The sequence below is a fragment of the Dyadobacter sp. BE31 genome (assembly GCF_031457695.1).
Lineage (GTDB): Bacteria > Bacteroidota > Bacteroidia > Cytophagales > Spirosomataceae > Dyadobacter.
Genome location: NZ_JAVDXA010000002.1, coordinates 834548 through 860589, shown reverse-complemented (window position 1 = coordinate 860589; position 26042 = coordinate 834548). Strand labels below are relative to the sequence as shown.

16 protein-coding genes and 1 pseudogene are annotated in these 26042 nt (G+C 52.5%); 6 read left to right on the top strand and 11 right to left on the bottom strand.

Annotation, left to right across the window (positions count from 1 at the left end; genetic code table 11):
* Positions 1–9: 9 nt before the first annotated feature.
* On the top strand, positions 10–2397 hold the full coding sequence (locus J2Y43_RS12240; protein ID WP_309982838.1) for a TonB-dependent receptor: 2388 nt from the start codon (positions 10–12) through the stop codon (positions 2395–2397).
* 32 nt (positions 2398–2429) lie between these two features.
* Positions 2430–3638: a DUF4374 domain-containing protein gene (locus J2Y43_RS12235; protein ID WP_309982837.1), complete on the top strand. Its 1209-nt coding sequence runs from the start codon at positions 2430–2432 to the stop codon at positions 3636–3638.
* A 12-nt stretch (positions 3639–3650) separates the two neighbouring features.
* On the opposite strand, the gene J2Y43_RS12230 is transcribed toward J2Y43_RS12235, so the two are convergent.
* The 3 genes from J2Y43_RS12230 to J2Y43_RS12220 all read right to left on the bottom strand — a co-directional run bounded on the left by J2Y43_RS12230 (position 3651) and on the right by J2Y43_RS12220 (position 7689).
* Entirely contained in the window at positions 3651–6116 is a 2466-nt protein-coding gene (locus tag J2Y43_RS12230; protein WP_309982835.1) for a TonB-dependent receptor domain-containing protein, read from the bottom strand.
* Positions 6117–6208: 92 nt separating this feature from the next.
* The gene (locus tag J2Y43_RS12225) at positions 6209–7024 is read right to left on the bottom strand and encodes a helix-turn-helix transcriptional regulator (protein ID WP_309982833.1); all 816 of its coding nucleotides are present in this window, start codon (positions 7022–7024) and stop codon (positions 6209–6211) included.
* A gap of 131 nt (positions 7025–7155) precedes the next feature.
* Positions 7156–7689 carry a YceI family protein gene (locus J2Y43_RS12220; RefSeq protein WP_309982831.1) on the bottom strand — a complete coding sequence of 178 codons (534 nt, stop codon included), beginning with the start codon at positions 7687–7689 and terminating at the stop codon, positions 7156–7158.
* Between the two features lie 475 nt (positions 7690–8164).
* Between J2Y43_RS12220 and J2Y43_RS12215 the strand changes: the two genes are divergently transcribed.
* On the top strand, positions 8165–12331 hold the full coding sequence (locus J2Y43_RS12215; protein ID WP_309982828.1) for a DUF6923 family protein: 4167 nt from the start codon (positions 8165–8167) through the stop codon (positions 12329–12331).
* A 58-nt stretch (positions 12332–12389) separates the two neighbouring features.
* On the opposite strand, the gene J2Y43_RS33570 is transcribed toward J2Y43_RS12215, so the two are convergent.
* The 8 genes and pseudogenes from J2Y43_RS33570 to J2Y43_RS12180 all read right to left on the bottom strand — a co-directional run bounded on the left by J2Y43_RS33570 (position 12390) and on the right by J2Y43_RS12180 (position 22374).
* Positions 12390–13307 (bottom strand): FG-GAP repeat domain-containing protein, encoded by a 918-nt coding sequence (locus tag J2Y43_RS33570; protein ID WP_409014431.1) that lies wholly within the window; start codon positions 13305–13307, stop codon positions 12390–12392.
* Positions 13294–13389, bottom strand: a pseudogene (locus tag J2Y43_RS33565) (hypothetical protein); the annotation flags it as partial. The pseudogene J2Y43_RS33565 and the gene J2Y43_RS33570, both read right to left, overlap by 14 nt.
* Before the next feature lie 772 nt (positions 13390–14161).
* The gene (locus tag J2Y43_RS12205; RefSeq protein WP_309982823.1) at positions 14162–15940 is read right to left on the bottom strand and encodes a RagB/SusD family nutrient uptake outer membrane protein; all 1779 of its coding nucleotides are present in this window, start codon (positions 15938–15940) and stop codon (positions 14162–14164) included.
* A gap of 26 nt (positions 15941–15966) precedes the next feature.
* Positions 15967–19536 (bottom strand): TonB-dependent receptor, encoded by a 3570-nt coding sequence (locus tag J2Y43_RS12200; RefSeq protein WP_309982821.1) that lies wholly within the window; start codon positions 19534–19536, stop codon positions 15967–15969.
* Between the two features lie 213 nt (positions 19537–19749).
* Positions 19750–20850: a FecR domain-containing protein gene (locus J2Y43_RS12195; RefSeq protein WP_309982819.1), complete on the bottom strand. Its 1101-nt coding sequence runs from the start codon at positions 20848–20850 to the stop codon at positions 19750–19752.
* Positions 20851–20935: 85 nt separating this feature from the next.
* On the bottom strand, positions 20936–21529 hold the full coding sequence (locus tag J2Y43_RS12190) for a sigma-70 family RNA polymerase sigma factor (RefSeq protein WP_309982817.1): 594 nt from the start codon (positions 21527–21529) through the stop codon (positions 20936–20938).
* Positions 21530–21716: 187 nt separating this feature from the next.
* On the bottom strand, positions 21717–22121 hold the full coding sequence (locus J2Y43_RS12185; protein WP_309982814.1) for a response regulator: 405 nt from the start codon (positions 22119–22121) through the stop codon (positions 21717–21719).
* A 1-nt stretch (position 22122) separates the two neighbouring features.
* Positions 22123–22374, bottom strand: a complete 252-nt coding sequence (locus J2Y43_RS12180; RefSeq protein WP_309982812.1) for a hypothetical protein — start codon at positions 22372–22374, stop codon at positions 22123–22125.
* A gap of 78 nt (positions 22375–22452) precedes the next feature.
* On the opposite strand from J2Y43_RS12180, the gene J2Y43_RS12175 reads away from it, so the two are divergent.
* From J2Y43_RS12175 to J2Y43_RS12165, 3 genes are all read left to right on the top strand, one after another.
* On the top strand, positions 22453–23040 hold the full coding sequence (locus J2Y43_RS12175; protein ID WP_309982810.1) for a hypothetical protein: 588 nt from the start codon (positions 22453–22455) through the stop codon (positions 23038–23040).
* Positions 23041–23121: 81 nt separating this feature from the next.
* Entirely contained in the window at positions 23122–23346 is a 225-nt protein-coding gene (locus J2Y43_RS12170; protein WP_309982808.1) for a hypothetical protein, read from the top strand.
* A 178-nt stretch (positions 23347–23524) separates the two neighbouring features.
* Positions 23525–25930: a TonB-dependent receptor domain-containing protein gene (locus J2Y43_RS12165; protein WP_309982806.1), complete on the top strand. Its 2406-nt coding sequence runs from the start codon at positions 23525–23527 to the stop codon at positions 25928–25930.
* Positions 25931–26042 lie beyond the last annotated feature (112 nt).

The following is a 26042-nucleotide window of genomic DNA, read 5'->3' as shown; positions in this document are numbered from 1 at the left end:
CATCACCTCATGCCACGCAGCTTATTTACACGTTTATTCCTCCTGATTTCAATCAGTTTTAACGGGTTCGCCCAAAAGGCACCTTCGGTTTCGGGTTATGTCAAAACAGCATCCGGCGAGGCGCTGCCCGGTGCGACGGTTTCCCTACTCAAAACCGCGTACGGCGTTACGACCGATTCCGATGGCTTTTTTGTCCTTCCGGCCGTCAAAGCGGGCACCTACACGGTTCAGGCGACATTGATGGGCTACAAAGCCGTGTCCGAAACGGTCACTATACAAACCGGGAAGACGACCTCATTCAATTTCCGCCTCCAAGAAAACCAACAGAACCTCAACGAAGTGAGCGTTTACGGCAAAACGGAGACGCAGGCGGTGAAGGAACAGCCTTTCACAGTGAATGCGATCGAAACGAAGCAGTTTCAGAACACTACAGCCGACCTCAACCAGGTACTCAACCGCAGCGCGGGCGTACGCATTCGCGAGCAAGGGGGATTGGGGTCGAACTTCAACTTCTCGATCAACGGGCTTTCGGGCAAAGCGGTGAAGTATTTCATCGACGGCGTGCCGATGGAAGTCATGGGCAGCGCGATGTCGCTCAACAACATTCCCGTGAACCTCTCGGAGCGCATCGAGGTGTATAAGGGTGTGGTGCCGGTCCAGCTGGGCTCGGATGCCATGGGCGGCGCAGTGAATGTGATCACCAATCAAAAACAGACCAATTACCTTGACCTCAGCCACAGCTACGGCTCGTTTAACACCCACCGTTCGGCACTCACAGCCCAGTATGTGCATAAGCCGACCGGCATTACCGTCAAAGCAAGCGGCTTTTTCAATTATTCCGACAATAACTACAAGATGAAGGGCGTCGAGATCCTGGAAGGCGGGACGCGCGTCGGCAACCAGATCACCGACCTCAATGGCGCCAACTTCGTGGTAACCGACGTGAAGCGCTTCCACGACCACTATCGCTCGGGGATGGGGCAAGTGGAAGTGGGCATTACCAATAAAAGCTGGGCGGATGTGCTGTATGCAGGTTTTGGTTACTCAGAGAGCCGTCAGGACCAGCAAACGGGTTTTGAGCAAACCATCGTATACGGCAATGTGGAGCGGAAAGGGAAATCATCGACTGGGACGTTGCGCTACAAAAAAAGCAATCTGCTGGTAAATGGCCTGGACGTAAACCTGTTTGCCTCACTGTCGACAGACAAATACCTGACCGCCGACACCTTGCTTCGCCAATATTACTGGGATGGTACCTGGACCACCAAGGGGGCGACCGAGATGGGTGGTATCAAATCGCTCTCGCACATCATCCGCCCCCGCACCTTCGTACGTGCGAACGCGAGCTACGCGCTCAACGAGCGGCATTCGTTTAACCTCAACTACACGGTCGACCGCCTCAAAAACGAGAATTACAATGAATTGCTCGTGTCGGGCGACGATATGCCGGGGATCATGACGAAGCAGATCCTGGGCCTTGCCTACCAGCAGGAGTTGCTCGGCAAACGCTGGACGAATACTTTTTTTGCGAAATATTATGGCCTGGGCCTCGAACGGAAGAAGTGGATCGACAACGGCTACCAGGCACTGACCGACCATTTCCCCAACTACGGCTACGGTGCGGCATCGCGGTACAAAATCCTGCCCGATCTCGGCGTGAAGCTCTCATTAGAGCATACTTTCCGTTTGCAGGAGGTGGAAGAAGTGTTTGGCGACGGCCTGAATGTGCAGCCCAATCCGGACCTGAAACCCGAGCGCAGCGACAACGTGAACCTGGGCTCCTACTACGGTTTCCGCACCGGCAAACACCGGTTTTTCGCGGAAGCAGCCGGTTTTTACCGCAATGCGTCCGACTTCATTTACCCTGTTGCCGACCAGCGTTCAAAAGCTTTGAAAAACGAGAACAAATCGAACGTGCGCGTAACCGGTTTCGAGGCCGAACTACGGTACGACTACGCCGACATCCTTTCATTTAACATAAATGCAACCTACCAGAATGCGATCAACATGACCAAGTTCGGCAGCACGACTTCCAACGTGCCGGAAGCAACTTATAAGAACAAGATCCCGAATCAGCCTTGGTTTTTCGGTAATGCCAACCTCGGCATCGGGAAAAGCGATGTGTTTATGAAGGGCTCGCGTCTGCAATTCAGCTGGTTTACCCAATATGTGCATTGGTTTTACCTCACCTGGGAGGCTTTCGGAAATGTAAACGGCAAGTCGACGATCCCGAGCCAGCTGATTCACAATGCCACACTAAGTTATTCATTTGCCGACGGGCGCTACAACGTGTCGGCGGAATGCCGCAACCTCACCGACGACCTGGCTTACGACAATTTCAGGCTCCAAAAACCGGGCCGTGCCTTCGCGCTGAAACTCCGCTATTTCATTCATTAAGCAACTTAAATTTTACCTATAACACCCAAAAAATGAACAGATTTTTCAGCTACCCGGCAAAAGCCATCCTGATAGCCCTCACCGCATTCACGCTCAACGGATGCAGCAACGGCGACGATAATGGAGGCACTCCCGTTCAGGAAGAAGGCAAATATTCCGCTATCCTTTGTGTAGGCGCGTGGCCCAATACTGCCTACTACATTGCCGACGTGCCTTCTCTGACCAGCGGTACGATCAGTATCAAAGGCAATGGTGCCGAAATGACCGGCAAGGTTTATGCCCAGGACATTATCCAAAAAGACGGCTTTTACTACCATGCCAACTTTGGCAGCGGGCGCTTTGGTAAATATCACGTGGAAAAGGGCGCGTTGGTGATCGATAAGGAAGTGCCGTTCACGTTTCTCAACTGGAGTTCTTATGTGTGGGTGGATGATCAAACGCTCGTTATCTTCGGCGACGCGGAAGGCGAAGGCCGTTACGCCATCGTGAAAGTGGCAGATATGACCCTTACTTCCGGAAAACTGGACCTGAAAGCGAAACCGACGGGCTTTACCGGCTACAACATCGGGTTTGCCGAGCACCGCGACGGCAAGCTGTTCGTGGGCTACGGCTACTCGTTCTCGGATTGGTCGGTAAAACCGCTGCCAGTGAACCCCGACTTCAATGTGGCGGTGCTGAGTTACCCTTCCATGAAAACCGAAAGCACCATTACCGACACGCGCACCACTACGCCCGGCGGGCCGATTGTGTACGCGCCGGCGTCGTTCAAGGATGAAAACGGGGACATTTATTTCATCAGCGACCCGGTGGCCGGGTACGATTACAAATCTCCATCGGTGGTTTACCGCATCAAAAAAGGTGCTACCGCGCTCGATCCGACCTATTTCTTTGACCTTTCAGCCAAAACCGACAATGGTATGGGCGCGGCCATGTGGTATATCGGCAATGGTAAAGCCATCGTACGTACCCGTATCAAGGGCGAGTCAATCGACGCAGATCACTCATTTTCAGTTATCGACGTAAAAGCCGGTGCATTCATCAAAAAACTCGACCTTCCCGCCGACAAAGGCGAACGAATGGTAAACGCCGTGGTGGTGGAAGACGGCAAAGCGTACATCGCCGTGAACGCGGCAGACAAGGATTACATCTGGGAATACGACACGGCGAGCGAAAAGCTAACGAAGGGCGCCGAGTTTGTAGACGGTATCGACTACATCCTTCGTCTGGAAAAAACGAAATAGCCCTTCACCACGTCAAAACTCCCGGTCACCAAACTCGCTGGCCGGGAGTTTGGCTTTTCTGGTAAGCTGGTTGAGGTTATAGCTGAGGTTTAGGAGAAAAATGTCGGTTTCCTGGATGTAATTGGTGGTCGTGTAAAAGTCCTTACCCCATGTCGAAATACGCTGCTGGTTGGATCCCACGACACCCAGATCCATATTTTGCCACTGCAATGTCGCCGCCAGCTTTCCTTTGAGGAAACTCTTCTTCACCGACAAGGCCGGGTTCACAAACCGGGAATCCTCTCCTTGTGCCGTTACCCTTTTGGACAGGTAGCTGATCGCCCATTGCACCTGCCAGGAAGGTGCTATTTTGAATGTGGTATTCGCATTCAGGGAATATACCACGCTCGATGTATTCACTACCACAGTATTCACGCCGGCCGCATTCCGGAAAAGCCCTCCTTCAATCGCGTAGCGGTACACGTTCGCGCCCGCGTAAAGCTGCCACCATTTGGTCAGGTTGGTATTCCCGCCGAGCTCCACACCCCAGGAGGTAGCCAGCCCTGCATTGGTATAAATGCGGTTGACGATCGTATCGTTATACACGCTGTTCACCCGGTTGACTACATTTTTAATCCGCTGGTTATATAATGTAACAAAAGCGCTTCCCTTTTCGAACTCCTTCACGACACCCACTTCGGCCATACCGATAAATTCCGGCAAAATGTCGGGATCGCCCGATTCGAGGGTTTCGGAATGCTCGCGTTCCGGAAACGGGTTAAGCTCGTTGTTCGTTGTACGCTGCACGCGGCGCGTGTAGCCCGCTTTCCCGCGCCAGCCTTTGCCCCATGCGTATTGCAACTGCGCAGATGGAAAGAAGTTGGACAAATCCAGATTGCGCGTGCCGGTACCCGCCGCGCTGAACTGCCGGGTTGCGTATTCATAGCGCAAACCACCCGAATATTCCAGCTTGCCCGACTTGCCGCTGTATTGGCCGTACATCGAATGAATGTGGTTCACGAGGCGCGTCCGGCTCGAAAACTCCGGCACGAGCACGAACTCCCCGGTTTCAAGGTTTTGATCCAGGTACTGAAACGCTCCTTTTTGCACCTGGTTACGGTATTGATAGCCTGTTTCCAGTTTTCCTTTGCCAATCGGCACCACATAATCGGCCTGCAAGCGGTACGCATTTAATGGATTCTCGCTCGGGTTACGGGTGCTTTGCAACGTATGTGTACGGCCGGGCTCCGCGAGGTTGATGTTGGTCGTGAGCCCGTCCAGTTCGGCGGACTCTACCAGTCCCGACAATGTCAGCTCCGATTTATTTCCGAAGCGGTGCAGGTAATCGAGGTTTGCCGAGGTTACATCGGCTGTTTTCTGCGCGATATTGGAATTGAAGTAGGTTATCCTTCCCACGTTCTGCCCGGTTTCCAGATTGGTTTTGGTATTGTTGTAAACCAAATCCGCCCTTCTCGACTGGAAGCGATAACCCTTGTAAAAACCTGCTGAAATGACATTCGACGGGTCGGCCGTGTAGCTCACCGATGCCCGGGCCGTGTAGTTGTACCGCATGAAACTCCGCTCGCCATCGGACGGGAAAGACGTAAAAACATCACCGATCGTCGTGTTGACATCTCCTACCCTGCGTCCCGTGAGGTCATTCCGCAGGTAGTTACCGCTCAGGTTTACCTCCCATTTGCCTGCTCTGATACCCCAGGCAGCATCCGCGCCGAAACGCTGCGGATTTTTCAGGTTATGATACGTATGAACCGATGGCAAGCCCCCCTGCACATTCACAACCAGGCTCTGGCTGTTCTTCGCGACCGTTTTAGTGGTAATATTAATAATCCCCGATTTTCCGTCCGGATCATAACGCGCCGATGGGCTGGTGATGATTTCGACGTTTTCAATGCTGTTGGCGGGGATCTGGTTGAGTACAACAGCCGGGTCGGTCTGCACAGGTTTGCCATTCACGAGTACGAGGAAGCCCGTCGAGCCGCGCAATGCAATGTCGCCTTCGCTATTGACCGTCACCGACGGCGTATTTTTGAGTACATCCACGGCCGTACCGCCCTGGCTGCCGAGAAATGCACCTGCACGGTACACCTGCCGGTCGATCTTATTTTCAACTGCGCTTCGGTTTCCCGTCACTTCCACGGCATCGAGCACGCGCCCGTCGGGCTGCATGGCTACGGGCGGTAATGCCACGTTACCTGCCTGCGCGGGTACAGAGGTGCGCGATTTGCGGTACCCCATGTATTGTGATTCGAGGTAATATGCGGCGACAGCCTGTTTTTCGAATTGGAAAATGCCCTTGTCGTCGGCCAGGACCCCGCTTACGAGCGTCGAATCGGCTGAGCGGAACAATGCAACTGAGGCATAAGGCAGCCCCTGGCCAGTCTGCTGATCGGTGATTTTGCCGGCGACAGTCATCTGGGTTTGCGCCATAGCCGGCACGAGTGTGCCCAAAAGTAATGTAAGCGTAAAAAGAAATTTCATAAGGGTTAGTTTCGCCTGTTCCTGGTGTTGCGGCAAAAATAACTCTACAAAATCAGTAGACTTTTGTACTTTCAGTCCTAAAACTGGTATATCTAGGAAATCCCCTTCCGGTAAACGCTTGGTAAAACACCGGTTTGCCTTTTGAAGAATTTATTGAAATGAGATGGGTCCGTAAAACCGAGCTCGTAGGCGATCTCACCCAGGTTTGCCTGCGAATACAGCAGCAATCGCTTGCTTTCCGCCGTCAGTTTTTCGGTGATCACCGCCCCGGCCGTCTTATCCAGGAACTTGCGGCAATTGGCATTCAGCGTTTTGGGCGTAACATTCAGTTCGCCGGAATACCAGGCCACCTCGTGCATGGATTTGTAATGTACCGCCACCAGTTCAAAAAAGGATTTGAGCAAAGGCGGCTCCGGCTGGCTGCGGTCCATGTGCGCTTCGCGTTTCAGCAAATTGAAGAGCAGCAGCAGGTAAGTCTGCACGATAGCCTCGTAATTTGACTGCCGGGCGGCATATTCATGTTCAATGCTCTCAAAAATCCCCTGAAAAGTTGCCGTCGCATTTTCGAGACGGTAACCGCTGCTGAATGTCAGTGGAAAGGTTTGGAACAATGTATCATAAAGCGGGTGCCCCAGCAGAAAATCTTTTTGCACCATCACCACAAAGCCTTTGGGAATGGCCGTCAGTTCCCAGTTATGAATCTGTCCAGGCATGACGAGGTACAGGCTGTTTCCGCTTACCGGAAAACGGTGGTGGTCGATTTGGTGCATCCCTTCACCCTGTGTAAGGTATATGATTTCGAGATATTCCTTATGGCCGTGCGGGTGAGTGGTTTTAATGACCTCCTTCATCCTTTTGATCCGAAACAACTCCTTCTCGTTCAACTTATTCTTAATCTCGATTTGCATATAAACAGGGCACGGGGAATATTCTAGCGATTTAATAGAGTAGCAAATTAAGTTAAAAAGCATGTACAGGAAAAGAGGGCGCCCCGAAACAGGACACCCTCTCGCACATCAGCTACTCTAAATAATGGCTGTTATGCCTGTTTCGCCAACTGGATATTGGCCAGTATTTTAATATTTTCCCCCAATGCAAGGCCGCCTGTTTCGGTGAGCGAGTTAAAGGTGACGCCAAACTCCTTGCGGTCGATGGTACCGCTCACTTCGAAGCCCACTTTGGTATTGCCCCAGGGATCGCGCTCGGTACCGCCGTATTCGGCTGCGAGTTCTACTTCTTTGGTAATGCCTTTGATCGTCAGGTCGCCTATGAGTTTGTACAAATCACCTTTATCTTTTTTAAGGGAGGTGGAAACAAAGCTGAACTCCGGATATTTCTCCGCTTCGAAGAAATCGGCATTACGCAAATGCTCATCACGGCCCGGCTGGCCGGTGTCCACGCTGTTTACGTCTATGGTAAAATTGACGTTGGCGTCCTCGAAACTGTCACCGTCCGTCGATGCCGACCCGCTGAAAGTGCGGAAAAAGCCGGTTACAGTCGAGATAACCAGGTGCTTCACTTTAAACTGAACTTCTGAATGCGCTACATCTACATTCCACGTTGTCTTTGACATGATTTCATTGTGTTTGATGGTATGAATACTTCACACCTGGCCCTCACAGGAAGCCACTCCTGATCGCCTGCCGTCAGGGCCGGGCGGCGATACAAAATTAGCCCTCAGGCGTACCCGAGATCGACCGCTTACCCCGAGGTTACCACTATACTCTTATATAGCGGTTGTTGCAAACTGCCGTCCGAACGCCCTTTCGACGTTGCTCGAGTCCCTCTCCCGCCGCCGTATCCTGTCATTTCAGGTCATCCCATTAACAAATTCTTTCTACATATCAAACTTCTATTTGTAGAACCATATCTACGAATTCAATGGTGTCTAGTGCACATTTAATTCGATATTTGTCCGCAGATTACATCCAAACTCACTCTCTCCCTCTTCATCAAGCCGACATATTTTAACCCCGAAATATTTGCCGCCTTGGTTTGCGCGGCCTTGCCTTGCCTTTAATTTTTCTCACCTAATCAAACGCTTGCTTATGAACAAAAATCTATTGATCAGGGCACTTTTCCTGCTGATGGGAGTGCTGTGCTATGGAGCAGCCATAGCGGTCAACATCACCGGGACCGTGTGGGTCGATGCCGACAATGACGGCATCGTCGACGCCGGCGAAACCGGTACGAATTTTGGCGGTACGATGTATGTCAATGTCGTCAACAATGCCACCGGCGCAATTATCGCTTCCACCCAGGTAGGGCCTGCCGGTGGTTATTCGTTTACCGGCCTGCCCAATAACCTGACTGGCCACAAGCTTGTGCTGACCAACACGGCTACCAATCCGAAGGGGAACCGCATACCGGGCACTTACTACGTGGCCGAGGACGTGGTAGGGCCAAGCAACACCGCCAACCAGGCCAATGCTCCGCTGAACGGCGAAATCGCGCTGACCAACCAGGCTACCAACATGGCAAACCAGAACTTCCGGATGGGCCAGCAGACGCCGTTCGGCTGTCTGGACGGTATCGCTTACCAGATTGCGGTAGTTTCCGGGCAGACCGAATCGTCTCTATTTAGTTATAACGTGAGTTCAGGCACACGCACGCTGATCGGCCTGACATCCTACTCTATGAACTCACTGATTTACAGCACCGCTGCCGACAATTTTCTGTGGGCTACGCTGGTTGGCTCCAACGACATCGTACGGATCGGAGCGGGTGCGGGAACGGTGGTTTATGATATTGCAAACCTGCCATCGGGCAGTTATAATGTGGGTGTAGAGCTGCCCAATTCGTATATGCTGGTTTATGCCACCAATGCAACGGATTACTATGTGATCGACGTTGACCCTACACGTGCGACTTTCCTTGAACTGGTTGACCCTACGAACGGATACGCATTGAAAACAGGTCCGAATTACGGCACACCCGTTTCCGCAGGCTTTGCAGGCTCGGATATCGCCTACCTCACTTCTACCGGCCTTGCCTACGGAATCACCACAACCGGCGTCCTGCAAACGCTAAACCCGGCAACAGGCGCAGTGACGACCAACCCGGCGGGCGTAACAGGCCTTCCGGCCGATCCATACGGAGGTTTGTTCAGCGACAAGGCGGGCAAATTATACGCATTCAACAACACCACCGGTGGGTTTTACCGCATCGATCCCGTTGCCAATACCGCCACATTGCTTTCAACGAGCCCTCCTTCGGGCGGAAACGACGCGGCAAGCTGCCCGAATGCATTCGTGGAATGCGATACCGATATTCCGGTGGTACCGGCCGACGTAACCCTTTGTCCGGGTAATACGACCAACTTCACCGTTGCACCTGACGGCAACGGGCCATTCACCTACCAGTGGCAGCAAAGCACCAATGGCGGAGGCACCTGGGCCAGTTTGCAAACAACGCCATTTACCGGACCTAATGGCAGCTATTCCGGCGGCGGCACGGCAACCCTTACTGTAACTCCTTCGACCGCAGCCTGGAACAATTACCAATACCGCTGCGTCATAACCAGCAACCTCTGTACTACCCCATCGTCGTCGGCCACCATGAACGTGTACGCCACACCCGGCGAACCTACATTGGTTGCCGGCACCGACGCGCCGATTTGCCCGGCCGTTACTTACAATCTGAACCGCCTGGTAGCAGGCCCTGCTCCTGCCGGCAGCACATTGCGTTTCTACACTTCATCTACGCCTTCCGCAGGTACGCTCGTGGCCGATCCTACCCAAGCGCCTCCAGGCACATACTATGCACGTTACGAAAACCCCGGCTGTTCCGGCCCGGTGAGCCAGCCCATCACCATAACAGGTTGCCTTACCCCATTTACCTGCGAAAATGGCGTAGCTTATCAGGTTGCGGCCGCAGCAGGCGAGTCGGTTTCATCGCTGTACGCCTATAACGTAACAGACGGGACTCGGACGCTCATCGCACCGTTGACCACAACCGTGAACTCGCTCATATACAGCGAAGTGGATAACACGCTTTGGGCTACCAAAAATGGTACGAACTCAATCGTCCGCATAGGGGCCGATGGTACGTTGCTGGAATATCCTATTGCCAACCTTCCCAGCAACTTCAATGTAGGCACCGGACTTCCGGGAGGTTACATGCTCGTATACAGCAGCAACCAGCCACGTTACTATGTGATCGATATCAACCCGGCGCGCTCCACTTATCTGCGCCTCGTGGATCCAGCCAACAGCTACGCGTTACAAACCGGTCCTACGTACGGTAAAGCATTAAGTGCTGCAATCAACGTTGCCGACCTGGTATATGAACCGGTTACAGGACTGGTTTACGGGGTAGAAACAACCACCGCCAGACTCGTGACGCTTAACCACGTTTCCGGTGCGACCAGCGTTGGCGCGGTGGTGGCGAGCCTGCCGACCAATACAACATTCGGCGCAGTGTTCGCAGACCCGAGCGGAAAACTCTACGCATTTGCCAATGACCCGGGCACATTCCACCGCATTAATCCCACTGCCGCTACGTCGACGCTGCTTTCGACCAGCATTACTTCCAACAGCAACGACGGAGCCAGCTGCCCGAATTCAATTCTTGAAAACCTGCCTTTCGATTGCGCCGATGGTATCACCTACCAGGTGGCCGCCGCTGCCGGAGAACCTGTTTCTACACTCTACGCATACAATGTGAATAGCGGCGCGCGCACCGAAATTGCACCGCTGCCGATGACAGTCAACTCGCTGATCTACAATTCGGCGGACAATATGCTCTGGGCAACTAAAAACGGCACCAACAGCATTGTCCAGATCGATCGCGAGGGCGGTACTGTGGAATATCCGATCGCAAACCTGCCCGCATCCGGCAGTTTCAACGTCGGCGTGGAATTGCCTAACGGCTACATGATGATTTATCAGACAAGCCAGCCCAGCTTCTATGTAATCGACGTTGACCCGAACCGTCCTTCGACTTACCTGAAACTGGTTGACCCGACCAACGGTTTCGCGGTTCAAACCGGACCAACTTACGGAGTAGCATTGAGCGCACCTTTCGGCGGAGCCGATTTTGCCTACCTGCCTTCGACGCAGTTGATCTACGGTTTCACAACCGACGCCCGCATTTCGACCATTAACCCGCTTACCGGCGCGGTTACCGTCGGCGCGGCACCTGTATCGGGCCTGCCCGGTAATAGCAGCTTCGGGGCTGTTTTTGCGGATGCAACAGGCAAACTGTACGCATTCCATAACGAATCCGGCCGTTTTTACAAAATAGACCCGGTCGGCAATTCGGCCAGTTATATGTCGACCTCGCTGCCATCCAACAGCAACGACGGCGCCAACTGCGTAACTGCGACGCTTTGCGATATTGAGCTTACCAAGCCAAATCCGGAAACCCAGATTGTGTGCGAGGCCACCACTGCTGTCTTCGCGGTAAAAGCCACCGGCACCGGCACGCTCATTTATCAATGGCAGGTAAGTACCGACGGCGGCACCAGCTGGACAAACCTCGCCCCTGGCGGCGCCACCGATGCCAACGGGAGCTATACGGGCGCTAACTCGGATACGTTGCGGCTTTCGCCGGCAAACACCGCATGGAGCGGCAACCGCTACCGCGTGATTGTCGATAGCGACAGCGATTTGTGTACGCTCACATCCGGCTCTGCTTTGCTGACCGTCCGGACTGAACAGGAATGCGGGTTACCGGTTAAACTGGTTTCATTCTCGGTTTCCAAAGAAGCTAACAGCACCGCGGTGCTTAACTGGAACACCTCCGAAGAAACCAATAGCGACCGTTTCGAAATCGAGCGCAGCTCCGACTCGAAAACCTGGACCACCATCGGTACCCAAGTCTCGCATGGCGAAAGCAGCGTATTGCGCAAATACAATTTCGTGGATCAGACACCGGCAGCAGGGCTGAACTACTACCGCCTCAAAATGGTAGATCGCGCTGCGGACGGCCAGGATGCACCATTCGCATACAGCCGCATTCTGAGCGTGGAATTCGACGGCACTGCCATGCTCGCCGCTTATCCTAACCCGGCCAGCGACCGGTTGAAGTTCAAGGATTTTGCAAAAGTGAAGTCTGTTGTCCTGCACAATGCGGCAGGCATAAAAGTAATCGACCGCAAGGCCGTCACCCCGGAAGGGCTCGACGTCAGCAAATTGGCTCCGGGCATTTACACCGTGAAGCTCACTTTGGCCGACGGCAGCCAACGGGTGCAAAAAGTAATCATAGTTAGATAAATAGTACTTGGTAAGGGAAAAAGCACAGGCCGGTTGGTCTGTGCTTTTTTGTGTTAAACTAGTGTTTTGCTGCGGAGTTGCGGTCGTTTTGCAGCACTATAAAAGGCAAATACACGTTCCAATCCGCTTTCACATCATCCTGGTTCAAAAAACCGCGTGAGTAATTGCCCAGCACGACGTCCGGATCACCATCGCCGTCCCAATCTTTTACATCCATACAAATCCAGCGGCCGTATTGCGCAATGGGAGGCGAAAATGCCTGGAACTTCAAGGCTGATTTGACCGACTCGTTTTGGAAATACAGGAATTTCTCTCCCGGATTATGAATAAGGTCGGCGAAGAACGCAATCGATGCAATGTCCAGGTCGCCATCGCCGTCGAAATCCGCTGCCATTGCTTTGGTAGCGCCATTGGCAGGGTAAAACCATTTTTTATCGAATTGAAAATTCCCCTTATTGAGGAAAATATAAATGCCATGGTAGGGTTTCAGAATGCGGGAATAATCGCTGTTGTCGCCTGCTGTGTAGAGAATATCGGGCAGGCCGTCGGCATTGAAATCGGCAAGCTGAAAGCTGGATGAGCCGTATACCGGCGGGAAACGCAGCAGTTCCTTTTCGGTAAACCCGCCTTTCTGGTTATTGGTGAAAAGCCAGATGCCCTCCTGCGCGTGGGCGAACAACGCAATGATATCAGGCCAGCCATCGCCATTGAAATCGCCCGTTACCGACTGTGTTGCGCCTGCCATTTCCCGAACGGCCGCCTTTTCGAACTTCCCGCCCTGCATTTGCCTGAATACATACAAGCCGCCCTGGTTGTGCCCAAATGCCGACACCACGAAATCCGTTTTCCCGTCCTGGTTAAAGTCCGCCGCCGAGGTTTGCAGCGGTCTGCGCAAGCCGGTGATAAAAGGCACCGGCTCCAACCCCGAAGTTTCCACGCGGTAAAGCTCGCCGCGCGTTACATCATAGGCACGCATCTCTCCCACCGCCGTCACGACCGTAGGCCCGGCGGCCGGCGTTCCGGCGGCCGGCGTTCCGGCGGCCGGCGTTCCGGCGGCCGGCGTTCCGGCGGCCGGCGTTCCGGCGGCCGGCGTTCCGGAGGCCGGCTGCCGGGCAAACAGCATGTGCATGGCCGGCGAGGTCAGCGGGGCTTTTGTTTTTTTACTAAAATCATGATCCCAGCGCACCAATGCAGGCACTTCGGAACTGCTCGTGTAAATGGCCTGGCCTGCGCTGTCGATCGCGACCATGGTGGTGGTGGCCAGGCGGGATGTATCGGCAGCCGGCTTTCTGAGCGTAAAACCGGCCCATTCCGCGCGTACAGACGAAGGCGTATGCCCAGCCGGGTGCGGCCCAGCCGGGTGCGGCCCAGCCGAGTGCGGCCCAGCCAGCTGCGCAGGAGCGAGGGAGTCGTAATAAGCGACGATCTTCATCCAGTCGGTAATGGGCATGGCCGAATTTTCAGTGGCAAAATACTGGTTCCGCTGCCACACCTCGATCCCGAAGTATTGCGCCATTACCGGCAGCACCCGGTTCTTCCACGTATCCTTGTCGAGCAATGCCGGATCGACCGGCAAATGGCAGGTACTGCAATGCTTTTGAGCCGCGTCGCGTCCCTCGGCCATTTCACCGGTCAGCCCGGCATCTTCCGACCGGCCTGATGTGCCGCAGGCCTGTATGCAAACCGCCGCGATGAAAATGCCGATAGGTAACGCCGCAAGCCATTTAGATAATTTCATAAATCCGATCAATAATCCTCCTATTATAAACAAAAAGGGGCAGTTATAAACTGCCCCTCACGACGAAGTCGCCCTCGTCTGGTTCTAGCTTGTTATTGATAACCGGGATTCTGTTTCAATGACGACACCCCATTTTTGGTGCTAAGGTCAATCTGACGCTGCGGGATGGGGAAGTACTCGTTCACATTTTTCAGGAATTTGCCGCCTCGCACGTCCGGCGTAATCTTGCCCTCAAATGCGATATAGGCATTCAAAGTCTGCTCGGCAATGCCCCAGCGCGACAGGTCGAAGAAACGGTGACCTTCCATTGCCAGTTCAAGTTTGCGCTCGAAATAAATGGCCGCCAATGCACCGTCTTTTCCTTTCGCAGCAAATGCGCCGGCAGGGTACTGTGCAATTTTGTAGTTCGCGGCAGGTGTTTTGGTGAATCCTCCCATCGGTTTTGCCGGATCGGCGTAGGTATACACCCAGCTTTCAGGCTTCGCTGCGCGTGCACGCACGCGGTTCACATATTCCTGCGCCTTCGCGAGGTTATTCAGCTGCGCTTCCGCTTCGGCGGCCATGAGCAGCACATCGGCGAAACGGATCACCTGGATGTTGATAGCCGTGCCCGGTGCCCATGAATGCTGATCAGAATATTTGTCCTGCGTTGCCTGCCAGTAAATATTCTTTTTGGGTGAATATGGCCCTGCATAGCTCTGGTCACGGATCCACGACTGACCCGGGTGGTTACCCCAATCGAGGAACGGAATGCCGCGGCGGCCTACCGTCCAGTCGATACGCGGGTCAAGAGCCGTAGTAGCATCCGGCGTGAATGCCGCGTCGGATTTAATGCCCATATCGTTTTTCAAAGTCGTCGCATTGTAGTTGTCCACTTTGGGCAAACCGTTGGCGTCGGTCTGGAAAGAGTTCGCGAGGTCCAGACTTGGCTGATAGAAACCGCAGCAACGGAACGGCGAGTTGTACGGGAAGTTGAGCATACCGCCGGTATTGGCATTGTCGATGGTGTTGGTACCATCGTTGGCAGCCATCTGAATCGCGAAAACCGATTCGGCGAGGTTCTTCTGCGCCGCGTCGAAGTTGTCCTGGTATTTAGGCAACAGGTCATATTTCAAACCATTGCTGGTAACACCTTGCGTGATCACCTGGTCAAAAATCGTCTTTGCTTCCGTATACTTCTTCTCGTACAGGAAAGTTTTTGCCAGATAAGCGGCAGCCGCCCATTTGTTCGCACGGCCTACCTCCGATTGTGTAGCAGGAAGGTTGTCCATCGCAAACTTAAAATCCGCCTCGATATTCGACCAAATGTCGATATCATTCTTTACCGCTGCGGGGTCCGGCGTTTTTTCGTCCACCCAGGGCACCATGTTGAACATTTTCTTCAATTCCGAATAGTAATGTCCACGCAGGAAGCGGGCCTGAGCCGCGTAATCGGTTTTTTCAGCATCGGTAATGCCCGACGTTACCAGCGGAATGAATTTCAGCACGGTATTGGCACGGTTGATCCCTTCGTAGGCAGCCCGCCATTTGCTGTTGAAAAACCCGTTGCTGGGCCCGGCACTGTAAATCATAATGGAGTTGATACCCGGTTGGTCGGCACCGTCGCTTCCCTTTTTGGCATCCCCACCGGCGATACTGCCATAAATCCAGTTGTCGGCAGCGGCGTCCCATGCACTGGCAGCCCCTACCCCGTTACCATCCAATGCGGCGTACGCGCCCACCAGCAAGCTCTGCACCCCCGCTTTGGTACTCAGCTGGGCATCGCTCAATGAGCCCAATGCAGGTTTATCCAGAAAACTTTCTTTGCAGGAATACGAAATCAGACCGAAAATCGCGACCAGCGCTATTTTTGAAAATCTAAATGTCTTCATCTCTTTCTGTTTTTATATACAGTGAATTAGAATGTCAGGTTTAAACCAACCAGGAACTGGCGCGTGTTCGGGTAAACGCCCTCATCCAAACCAAATGCGGTAGAACCCGCCACCTGGCTTTGTCCAACCTCTGGGTCCGGGCCGGAATATTTGGTGATTGTGAACAGGTTGGCGGTTTGCACATACACACGCAGGCGATCGATTTTCAGTGCCTGGGTGAGGTGTTTCGGCAAAGTGTAGCCAATCTGTGCGTTTTTCGCGCGCAGGTAAGAGCCGTTCTCCACATAGTATGAGTTAGGCACGTTGGTGGTACTGAATGAACCCGTATTCTCCTGGATCGGCGCAGTGGCATTCATGTGGTCCGGTCTCCATGAATCGTATAATGCCGTGTTGCTTTTCGCCCCCTGGAAGTTGGTATAGAAGTCGTGCCACCATTTGAGGTTGTTCCAGATCTGGTTGCCTTGCACACCGTAAAGGAATATACCAAAGTCGAAGTTTTTGTAAGTAGCACCGATATTCAAACCGTAGCTGAATTTAGGGCTAGGGTTACCGAGGAAAGTACGGTCATCGGCAGTGATAATGCCATCGCCATTTACATCCTCGTAGCGGAAGCGTCCCACTTTCACTTCGTTCTGGTAAACCGCTGCCGGGTTACCGCTCTTTTCAGCTGCCTGCGCATTTGCCGCGTCGATTTCCGCCTGGCTGTTCCAGAAGCCTACGATGTTGTAGCCGAAGAACTGGCCGATCGAATGGTTCACTGCATTGCGGACGATCGTGCTACCGTTGAAACGGCGACCTTCCTGGTCGAAATAGCTTACCCCATCGGTAATTTTCACGATCTTGTTGTTATAAGTCGTGAGTGTAACCGTTGCATTCAGTTTCAGGTCTTTGGCAACGGTTTTCTCGCCGTAGATCGACATGTCGATACCTTTGTTCTTCATTTTACCAATGTTCACCGCAGGTGCTGTACCTTGTCCAACGGTCCCCGCAAGCTCAGGTGAGAACAAAAGGTCGTCGATATTTTTCTGGTAGTAGTCGATCGTGAAATCAATCGCTCCGTTGAACAACGACGCATCGATACCGATGTTGGAGTTGATGTTACCCTCCCATTTCGCGTTCGGGTTACCTACGCGGGTCCGCTGGAAGCCCAATACGGTACTGTTGCCGGTTCCTTTGATATCGTAGAATGCGAAGCTTCTGTTCTGGCCATAGGTAGTAAATGCATTGGCAGGGTCCACGTTGAACTGGTTACCCATGATACCCCATCCACCGCGGATTTTCAGGTCGGTGAGCCAGGTAGCGCTTCTCATAAATGCTTCCTCTTTCAGTCGCCATCCTGCGCTCACAGCCGGGAACCAGCCATATTGCGAGGTAAAACGCGACGAACCATCCCGGCGCAATGTACCGCTCAGGAGATATTTGTCTTTGAAATTGTAATCGATACGACCGATGTACGAGAACAATGCATCCGAAGAGCGGTTCGAGAAGTTGGTAGGTGTTCCTGAACCGGTAGAAAGGCTGGTATAATTGGGGTCAAAAGAGAAATAGCTCTGGGTAGAACCGCCCACTTCGCGGTAGGTGCTGTTATAAGCTTCCGTACCCAAAAGCACCTTCACATTGTGTTTGTTATTAAACGAATGCTCGTAAGTAACGGTGTTAGTCCAGGTCCAGTTGTAGCCCGAGTTCACGCGCTCCGAGTACGAGTTGGTCGTCACGTTTTCGGAATTCTCCCATTCAGGATAAGAAAATGTATTCTCTGCATAGGTAAACTGGCCTCCTCCGAAGCTGGTGCGAAAGTTGAAATCTTTGAGAAAATCCACTTCGGCGAACATGTTCCCGAACAAGTTGTTGGTAACACCCCGGTTGTTGCGTGCGCGATCGCGGATCGCGACAGGGTTTTTAGCATTACCCAAACCACTACCAAAAGAACCGGCATAGTTGCCCTGAATATCGTACACCGGAATGATCGGCTGCATACGGTAAGCCATACCGATGCCGCCGCCTTCTTCGAGGATGCCCGTGCGCGGGTTGTTTACGAGTGTGAGCGCGATGTTCTCGCCTACCCGGATATGCTTCGTTACATTATACTGGCTGTTGGCGCGGATCGTGTAGCGTTTCAGGTAGGTGTTCATCAGGTTACCCTGCTGGTTGAAGTGGTTGAACGAGAAGAGGTAATTGCCCTGCTCGCCGCCGCCGCTCACCGAAAGGTTATGACTCTGGATAGGCGCATTCTTGAACACTTCGTGGAACCAGTCGGTGCCTCCCTTGTTGGCCTTCACAATGCGGTAGAACGAGTCCATATCCGCTTTATCGGTATAGTTGGGGTTCACATAATACTTCGTGAGGTCCACGCTGCCTTCTTTGGCTCCGGTAGGCACGATGTAGTCGGGCAAAACGGGTGTTTCTCCGCTGCCGTACTGCGGATCGTTGATCGTCGCTCCCGAGTTTTTAAGCGCCAGGAATTTCAAATCCGCCATGCCTTGCGGCGAAAGAATATCATACACGTTGCCTTTCGGAACAGTCTGCGTGCCGTAGAACATGTCGTAGCTCACCTTCACTTTGCCCTGGCCGCGTTTGGTGGTGATGATCACGACACCGTTGGACGCCCGCGAACCGTAAATGGATGCTGAACCTGCATCTTTCAATACCTGCATCGAGGCTACGTCGTTCGGGTTGAGGTTGTTGATGTCCTGCGTAGGCACTCCGTCCACCACAAACAATGGCGTGTTGTTACCGAATGAGTTGATACCGCGGATACGGATCTGCGGCGCTTGTCCCGGCTGACCGGAAGTAAGTACGGTCACACCCGAGGCGCGGCCTTGCAGCTGGTTGCTGAGGTTGGAGTTCGGCTGTTCGGTCAGTTCGGATACCTTCACAATCGAAACGGCACCGGTCAGGTCCTTGCGGCTGGCGGTTCCATAACCTACTACCACTACTTCGTTCAACAACTTTTCGTCCTGGGTCAGCGTCACATCGACCGTACTCTGGCCCGCGGCTACTTCCACGTCTTTCGAAGAAAACCCAACGAAACTGAATGTAAGCGTAACGTTGCCATCGGGTGCATCAATTTTAAATACGCCCTGGGCATCGGTACCCGTACCGCGCGCGGTGCCTTTCACGACCACCGAAACGCCGGGCAGAAATGAGCCGTCTTTGTCGCTTACCGTACCGGAAATGGTGCGGTCGAGCGTCGCCGATTTGTAGCTCTGCGGGTTGAGTTTCTCCACAGGCAGTTTCACTCTTTTCAGGATGATTTGGTTGCCTGAAACCTCAAAACCAAGATCCAGCGGCGCCAGGATGGTTTTCAATGCCGAGCCGAGCTGCTCCTGCTTCACATTCACGCTCACCTTGCGCTCCGCCTTGATCAGATTGGAACTGTAAAGGAATTTTATTTTAACCTGGTCTTCAATTGCTGACAACACTTTACGGACGTCCTGATTCTGCATCTGGATGGTAACGCGGTTATTCAGAACCTCCTGCGCTTCGGTGGCACCAGCCAGGGCCACGGTCGTCAGAAGTGCAGCAATGATGAGTTGCATACAACTGAATCTCATAAGGATCTGCCAATAAGCATAGTTAGGATACGATTTTTTCATAACTTTACTAAGTTTTGTAACATGGAAAAATGGGCAAAACGAGTCCTCCATCCGCTGGTAACGGATGTAATCGAATTGGGGATGAACTCAGGGTTGGTGATGGTGCAACATCATCAACCTTCTTTTTTTGATGGGAATTTGGTTAAATCATAGAAGCAGTCTGGGTTTAGGGTGATTAGTTAGGTTTGTAAGCATTTGTAATTCCTCTGGGTATCAATTACATCCTCTGCCTGTGACGACCATCTTTCCGTCGATCACCTCGAAACTCGCCTCGATGCCCTTGCAAATAAGGTCCATCTTTTCATACAGGCTTTCGGTCGTGAACGAGGCGGTCAGCAGGCATTCTCCGAACAAACGGTGGTCATATACGATGTCGATCCCGTAGGTCTCTTCGATATTGTTCAGCAGCTCCGAAACCGGCATGTCCTGGAATTTCAGCAGCGGCGCTGGTAACACCGCCGACGCCAGGATCTCCGGCTCATCGACCAACCCTTTACGGAGCTGCGTTTGCTCACGCGAAAAAAGCACTTTCTGGTTCGGCGTGATGATCGTTCCTGCGAGCTCGGGACTGGCGATCCCTTCGCACACTTCCGTATCCGTACGCGGGAAAACCGAAACTTTACCGGTTTTCACACACACTTCCACCTGTTTCGCATCCTCGAACGCCTTCACCATAAAACTGGTACCCAAAACCTTGGTAACCAATTCATTGGAATACACCACAAATGGACGCTGGCGGTTTTTGGTCACTGTAAAAAATGCCTGCCCCGACAGATACACTTCCCGTAATGCATTCTTCACGAAGTCTTTACGGTAACTCACGCTGCTTTTCGGCTGCAAGAGGATCGTACTGCTATCCGGCAATATGAGCAGGATCGGCGACGTGGTGGTGTTGGTCTGCTCCACCAGCGGCGCTTCCACTGCCGACAATAGTTCCTCATAACTCACATGGCTGTCGTGCCGGTTGGGCTGCCTCGCCCAGCCAATCACGAGCAACACTACCGCAGCGGCCGAGAGCGACGCCCCCAAACGCAGCCACAGCCCCCGCATCGGCCAGCGGCTTGCCGAACCTTTCCGGCTATGGATCTCGTCGAGCATGGCGGCTACCCGGCCGTCGGTCGGGAAATCCGCTTCCATTTCGGAACGGATACCCAGCAATACCGACCGTGCACCGGCAATGGCTTCGGCTTTTTCGGGATGTGTGAGTAAAAAGTTATTCCAAAAATCACAGGTCTCCTGAGACGGGGCCAGTACCCAGGATTTGAAATATTGATCTTCCAGGAAATCAGTTACTTCGTAATGATAGTAACCCATCAGTATAATAATTTGATGAAAAATTTGACATGGTGCTCAACAAGAAAGAGCAACCGGGCGGGCGGTTTAACTCACTTTTCGTGAATTATTTTAGAAGAAATAGAAATAATCCCGAAGTGAGAATCGAAATGGTGAGCTGACGGAGTTTAGAAACAGCACGTTGCACGAGGTTTCTCACCGATTGCTCATTGATGGTAAGGATCTGGGAAATCTGGGAATAGCTGAAATCCTGGTAGAACCGCAGCATCATGACCTCGTACTGGCGCCCGGGGAGGCTTTTCAGCCATGCGTCGAGCTCGTCCTTTTGCTTCTGACTCTGTTCCGACTCGATGATTTCGCTCTCTTTCGGAAGCGCAACCGGGTGAAACTCTTCGTCGATCAGATCCCAGCGTTCATTGAAACGGCCGTTGCAGTTCTTGTGAATACGCCGCCTCAGCGAACGGAAAAGATAAAAACGGGGAGAATCTGCGTCGGCCAGGCGGGAGCGGCTTTGCCAGAGGTCGATAAACAAATCCTGAACCAGGTCCTCCACTACGGCTTCGTCCGTGATCAGTTTTTTTCCGTAACTGTAAAGTACCCTCACATACCGCTGATACAGTAAAGTGAATGCCTCCTCGTCTCCCTGCCGGAAGCGTTGCCAGAGCATTCTATCATCGGTATCGGTAAAAGGAGAAGCCAAATAGTCAGGTTTTTGCTTTTATCAAAAATACTAAAAAATGTTCAAATAGAACAATTTTACCGAACATTCCCTTCGAATATTCGCATTTTCATGTCCTATATTGACATATTTGGCGCAACGTAAACCGCTGGATACATAGCAATTAGCCCGACATCCGCGGGGAAGGTTCACCTGGCTTCGGGAGAGCTCATGAAGCCATACGGCTATCGATCAGCTGAAAGAAATCTCTCCGCATTTCCTCTATGTCCGGGCTTTTCTTCATAAAACCGGAAGCGCCGAGTTCCATGCACTTCGCCACGATTTCCTTCTGGTCGGAGGTTGAGTACATATAGATCGGCGTTTTCACCAGCCGTGGGTTCTGCTTCAACTCCACGAGCAACTCCATCCCATTCATTTTGGGCATATTGATGTCAATAAAGATCAGGTGGGGCTGATAGCTGTCCCCGCCCAGCTTTTCCAGCGCCTGGATGCCGTCGCATGCAAACTCGCATTCAACACCCGCGCCTGTGTCCTGCATTGTAAGCAGGAAAATCTCCTGATCGTCGACATCGTCATCAACCAGCAGAACCAAAATGTTTTCGGGTATCATCATTTTACAGGTAAATGCCTACGGCCAGCCGGACCGCAGTTACGTAAAGTGCGGCCGACCTTCCGGTTACCGGCAAGTGGCAAAATCCGTTCCATAAGCATTCCCCGGCGAACGCCGACCTGGCTGCGTAGAAAATGGCACAGCAACGCACATCACCGCTTTCCAACCTGTAAAGTGTGTTGTGATGGTAGGGAAAAAATTGCACGGTCTTTCCAGGCGCAGCAATACTCCAACCTTTTTTGTAGAATTTTTTCAAAATTAGATAGCGCAAAAGTAGAATTAATTAAGTTTTCAGTATACTTGCGGCTACAACATTTAGCCAACACTATTTCTAATGAAGAAAAATCTCCTCCATTTGTGGCTGTTCATGCTCATGGCAGCCGTGTCCTTCTCATGTAGCGACGACGACGACAAAGCCCCTGAGAGCATCAAACTCGAAGATTCCTGGAAGGAAGGCTGGTCTTCCCAAAAAGTGCTCGACATCGCTAAGGGGCAGCGCCCGGCTCCGTCGGTTTACCTCGATCAGAAGTATATCGATTTTCATTTGGCGCAGTTCAACGGCGGTGCTACTTACCTCGTCACCAAATCGTCATTGGATAAATACGGCCGCGACACCCTGGGCTATCCCGACAATACGCAATTCGTGATGACCAAAGCCGAAATGGATGCCATGCTGACCAAAACGGCCAAAGATATCAGCAAAATTGAAACAGAACTGGGCATACCAGCCGGCAGCTGGAAAGGCCAGGAAATGGTACGGATATCGATCTCCGATCCCAAAGCATTGAACGTACGCGTTCCTTCGGGCAACGAAATGGGCGCCAACAGCTTATGGCTCCCGGGCGGCCACCTGCCGACGGGCTATTCCGAAGCCGTTATCAACAAGATCCCGAAGGGAAAATACACGGAAACACCACTATAACCATGAAAACAAGGCAGCACGTTGGGCGACGTGCTGTCCTTATTTTTGACGTATATTTAGCCCCGCATAACGCTTTTTTACATGAAAGAAATTGCCAAGGAAGCCTGGAACTACACTTTTTCGGAACAGCATCCCGGAGACTATATTCTCTCGGTGGTATGCGGAGGGGCAGGTTTGTATGACTTTGTGATCCGCCTCACGAGCGCGCAAATCGCCGCCTACGAGCGCGAGGGCATTCCTTACATTTCCAGGCTGGCCGAAGAGGTGCGGTACGACCAGACACCGTTCAACGCGCAAAAAGCCTGACCGCAAGCCACTTTTATCCAAGCTGATTAACAGACTCTTAAAGGCCCATCCGGGCCTTTTTATTTTTTCCCGTGCAACGTTTCGGGAACTCGGTCGTCATTGCATTGCATTCGTTACGGCGGTCCGGCCGTCCGGCGACCCGGCGGATGCAGATCGAATAGTCGTTAATTAGCCATGTATGAAAACACCCCTACTCACCCTGGCCATTCTGGCCCTCACCCTACATTTCGTTTCCGCCCAGCATGTGCGTGTTTCGGGCTTGCTGATGGATTCCACGGCCAGTAAACCGGTAGAATTTGCCACGGTGGCATTACTGAAAGACGGCAAGATCACCGAAGGCGTTACCGCTGATGCCAAGGGCCGGTTTACGTTCGCGAAAGTGGCGCCGGGTGTCTACATCGTCCAGGCTTCGCTGCTCGGTTACACGACCAAAACTTTCGGCCCGGTGCACGCCGACAAGGAGGATGTGGAGCTGGGTGTCATCAAACTGGCTTCCGCGGCACAAAACCTGAAAGAAGTAACTGTCAGCGAGCAGAAAGCGCTCTTCGAAGAGCGTTCCGACAGGATGGTTTACAATGCGGAAAAGGACATCAGCATTAAGGGCGGTGACGCTACCGATGTTTTAAAGAAAATCCCGTCGATTGCGGTGGATATTGAAGGCAATGTGCAGCTTCGTGGCAGCGGCAATATTAAGGTGCTGATCAACAACAAGCCTTCCAATGTTGTGGCACGCAGCGTTTCCGAGGCATTAAAGCAAATCCCAGCGGACATTATCAAGCAAGTGGAGGTAATCACCTCTCCTTCTGCCAAATACGACGCCGAAGGAACCGCGGGCATTATCAATATTATTACCAAAAAGAATACACTGAAAGGTACCAACGGCTCCATCAGCCCCAATTTCGGCCAATGGAACAACTGGCCTAATGCAAGTATCAGCCACCGCAACAAAGGCCTGACGCTCTCTGCGAACGGCGGTTTCAGCAACTGGAAAAACAAGCGGTATATGCAGCAGCTCCGCACATTTACCAATGCCGACACCGTCACCAATCAGGATCAGCTGCAATGGATCCGTGGCCGGGGCAGGAACGTGTACGGGTCTTTCAATGCCGACTGGGACATCGACTCACTCAACCGCGTAGGCACGGGTATCAACTATTATAATGGCATCAACACCAATTACTTCGATATTACTTTCGACGAGACCAGCCTGGGTGTTTCCCGCCAGTATTTTCAGCGTGATATGCGCCGGACTTACGACTGGCAGGGCGCAACAGTCAATTTCGACTATACCCGCTTGTTCAAGAAACCTAAAAAAGAACTCACCCTGCTGATGATGTACTCCTTTGAAGGCGAGGACAGCGACTACGATTCCGACCTCCAAAACCGCAGCAATGCCGTTTACTACCGCGAAAAGAGCTACAACATCAGCAATAATAAGGAAGGGACGATCCAGCTGGATTTCACCAACCCGCTCGACAGCATCAGCACCCTCGAAACGGGTACCAAAACGATTTTCCGTAAAATCCTGAGCGATTACCGCATATCCAGCGCTATCGACGGCTCCGACGATTTCCACGATATGCCGGAGCAGGCCAATGTGTTCGATTATGCCCAGCAGGTCACCTCTGCCTATCTGGTTTACAACCGCACACCGAAGAACAAATGGGGCATTAACCTCGGCGCGCGTTACGAGCATACATTTATACAAGCCAACTTCCTGAATGGCACGGCTTCATTTTCCAATAATTACGGTAACCTCATCCCGAGCGTGAGCCTGTCACGGAGCCTCAAAAAGAACCAGCAGTTGCGTGTGAGCTACACCCAGCGCATTCAGCGGCCGCAGTTTTTTTACCTCAATCCCTACGTGAACCAGGCCGATTCCAAAAACCAGTACGGCGGTAACCCCTACCTGAAACCCGAGCTGACGCATTCAGTGGAAGCGAATTACAGCGTGTCGATCAAGCAGACGAGCATTAATGCATCGTTTTTCCTGCGCCAGACCAACAATGCGATCGAGAGCATCAGTACCGTCGACAGCGCCGGCGTTCTGAAACAGATTTTCCAGAACGTGGCCCAAAATTCCGCCTATGGCCTCAACCTGAGCGCCAATACCAAAATCATGAAGCAATGGTCGGTCAACGGCTCGCTCAACCTCTTTTACAATGTACTGGAAAGCGCCGAGCTCAAAACCCGCAATGCCGACTGGATGTACCGCATCAACCTGAACTCGACCATCGATTTCGGCAAAGGTATCAAAGCGCAGCTCTTTGGATTTTACAACTCACCGCGCGTGAACCTTCAGGGCAGCTACGGTGGCTTCGGATTCTATAATATTGTATTGCAAAAAGAAGTGCTGAAAAAGAAGGGAACGATCGGGTTTGGCTATGACAACCCGTTCAATCAGAGAATAAGATGGAAAAACGACTTCGTAGGTCCGAATTTCGTGCAAACGCAGGACGTAGCAATGTACCGCCGCGGCTGGCGCCTCAACCTGAAATATGAATTCGGGCAGGTGTCGGGTAGCCAGCGTCAGAAAAAACGGATCAGCAACGACGATAAGAAGGCTGGTGAAGGGAATAATTAGGAGTCAGCAGCATTACTAAATCGGACGGAATGGGGTAAAGCCCGGGTTTTGTAAAAAAACCCGGGTATTTTTTTGGAAACCGTATGGTTTCATTTATATTTGGAAACCATAC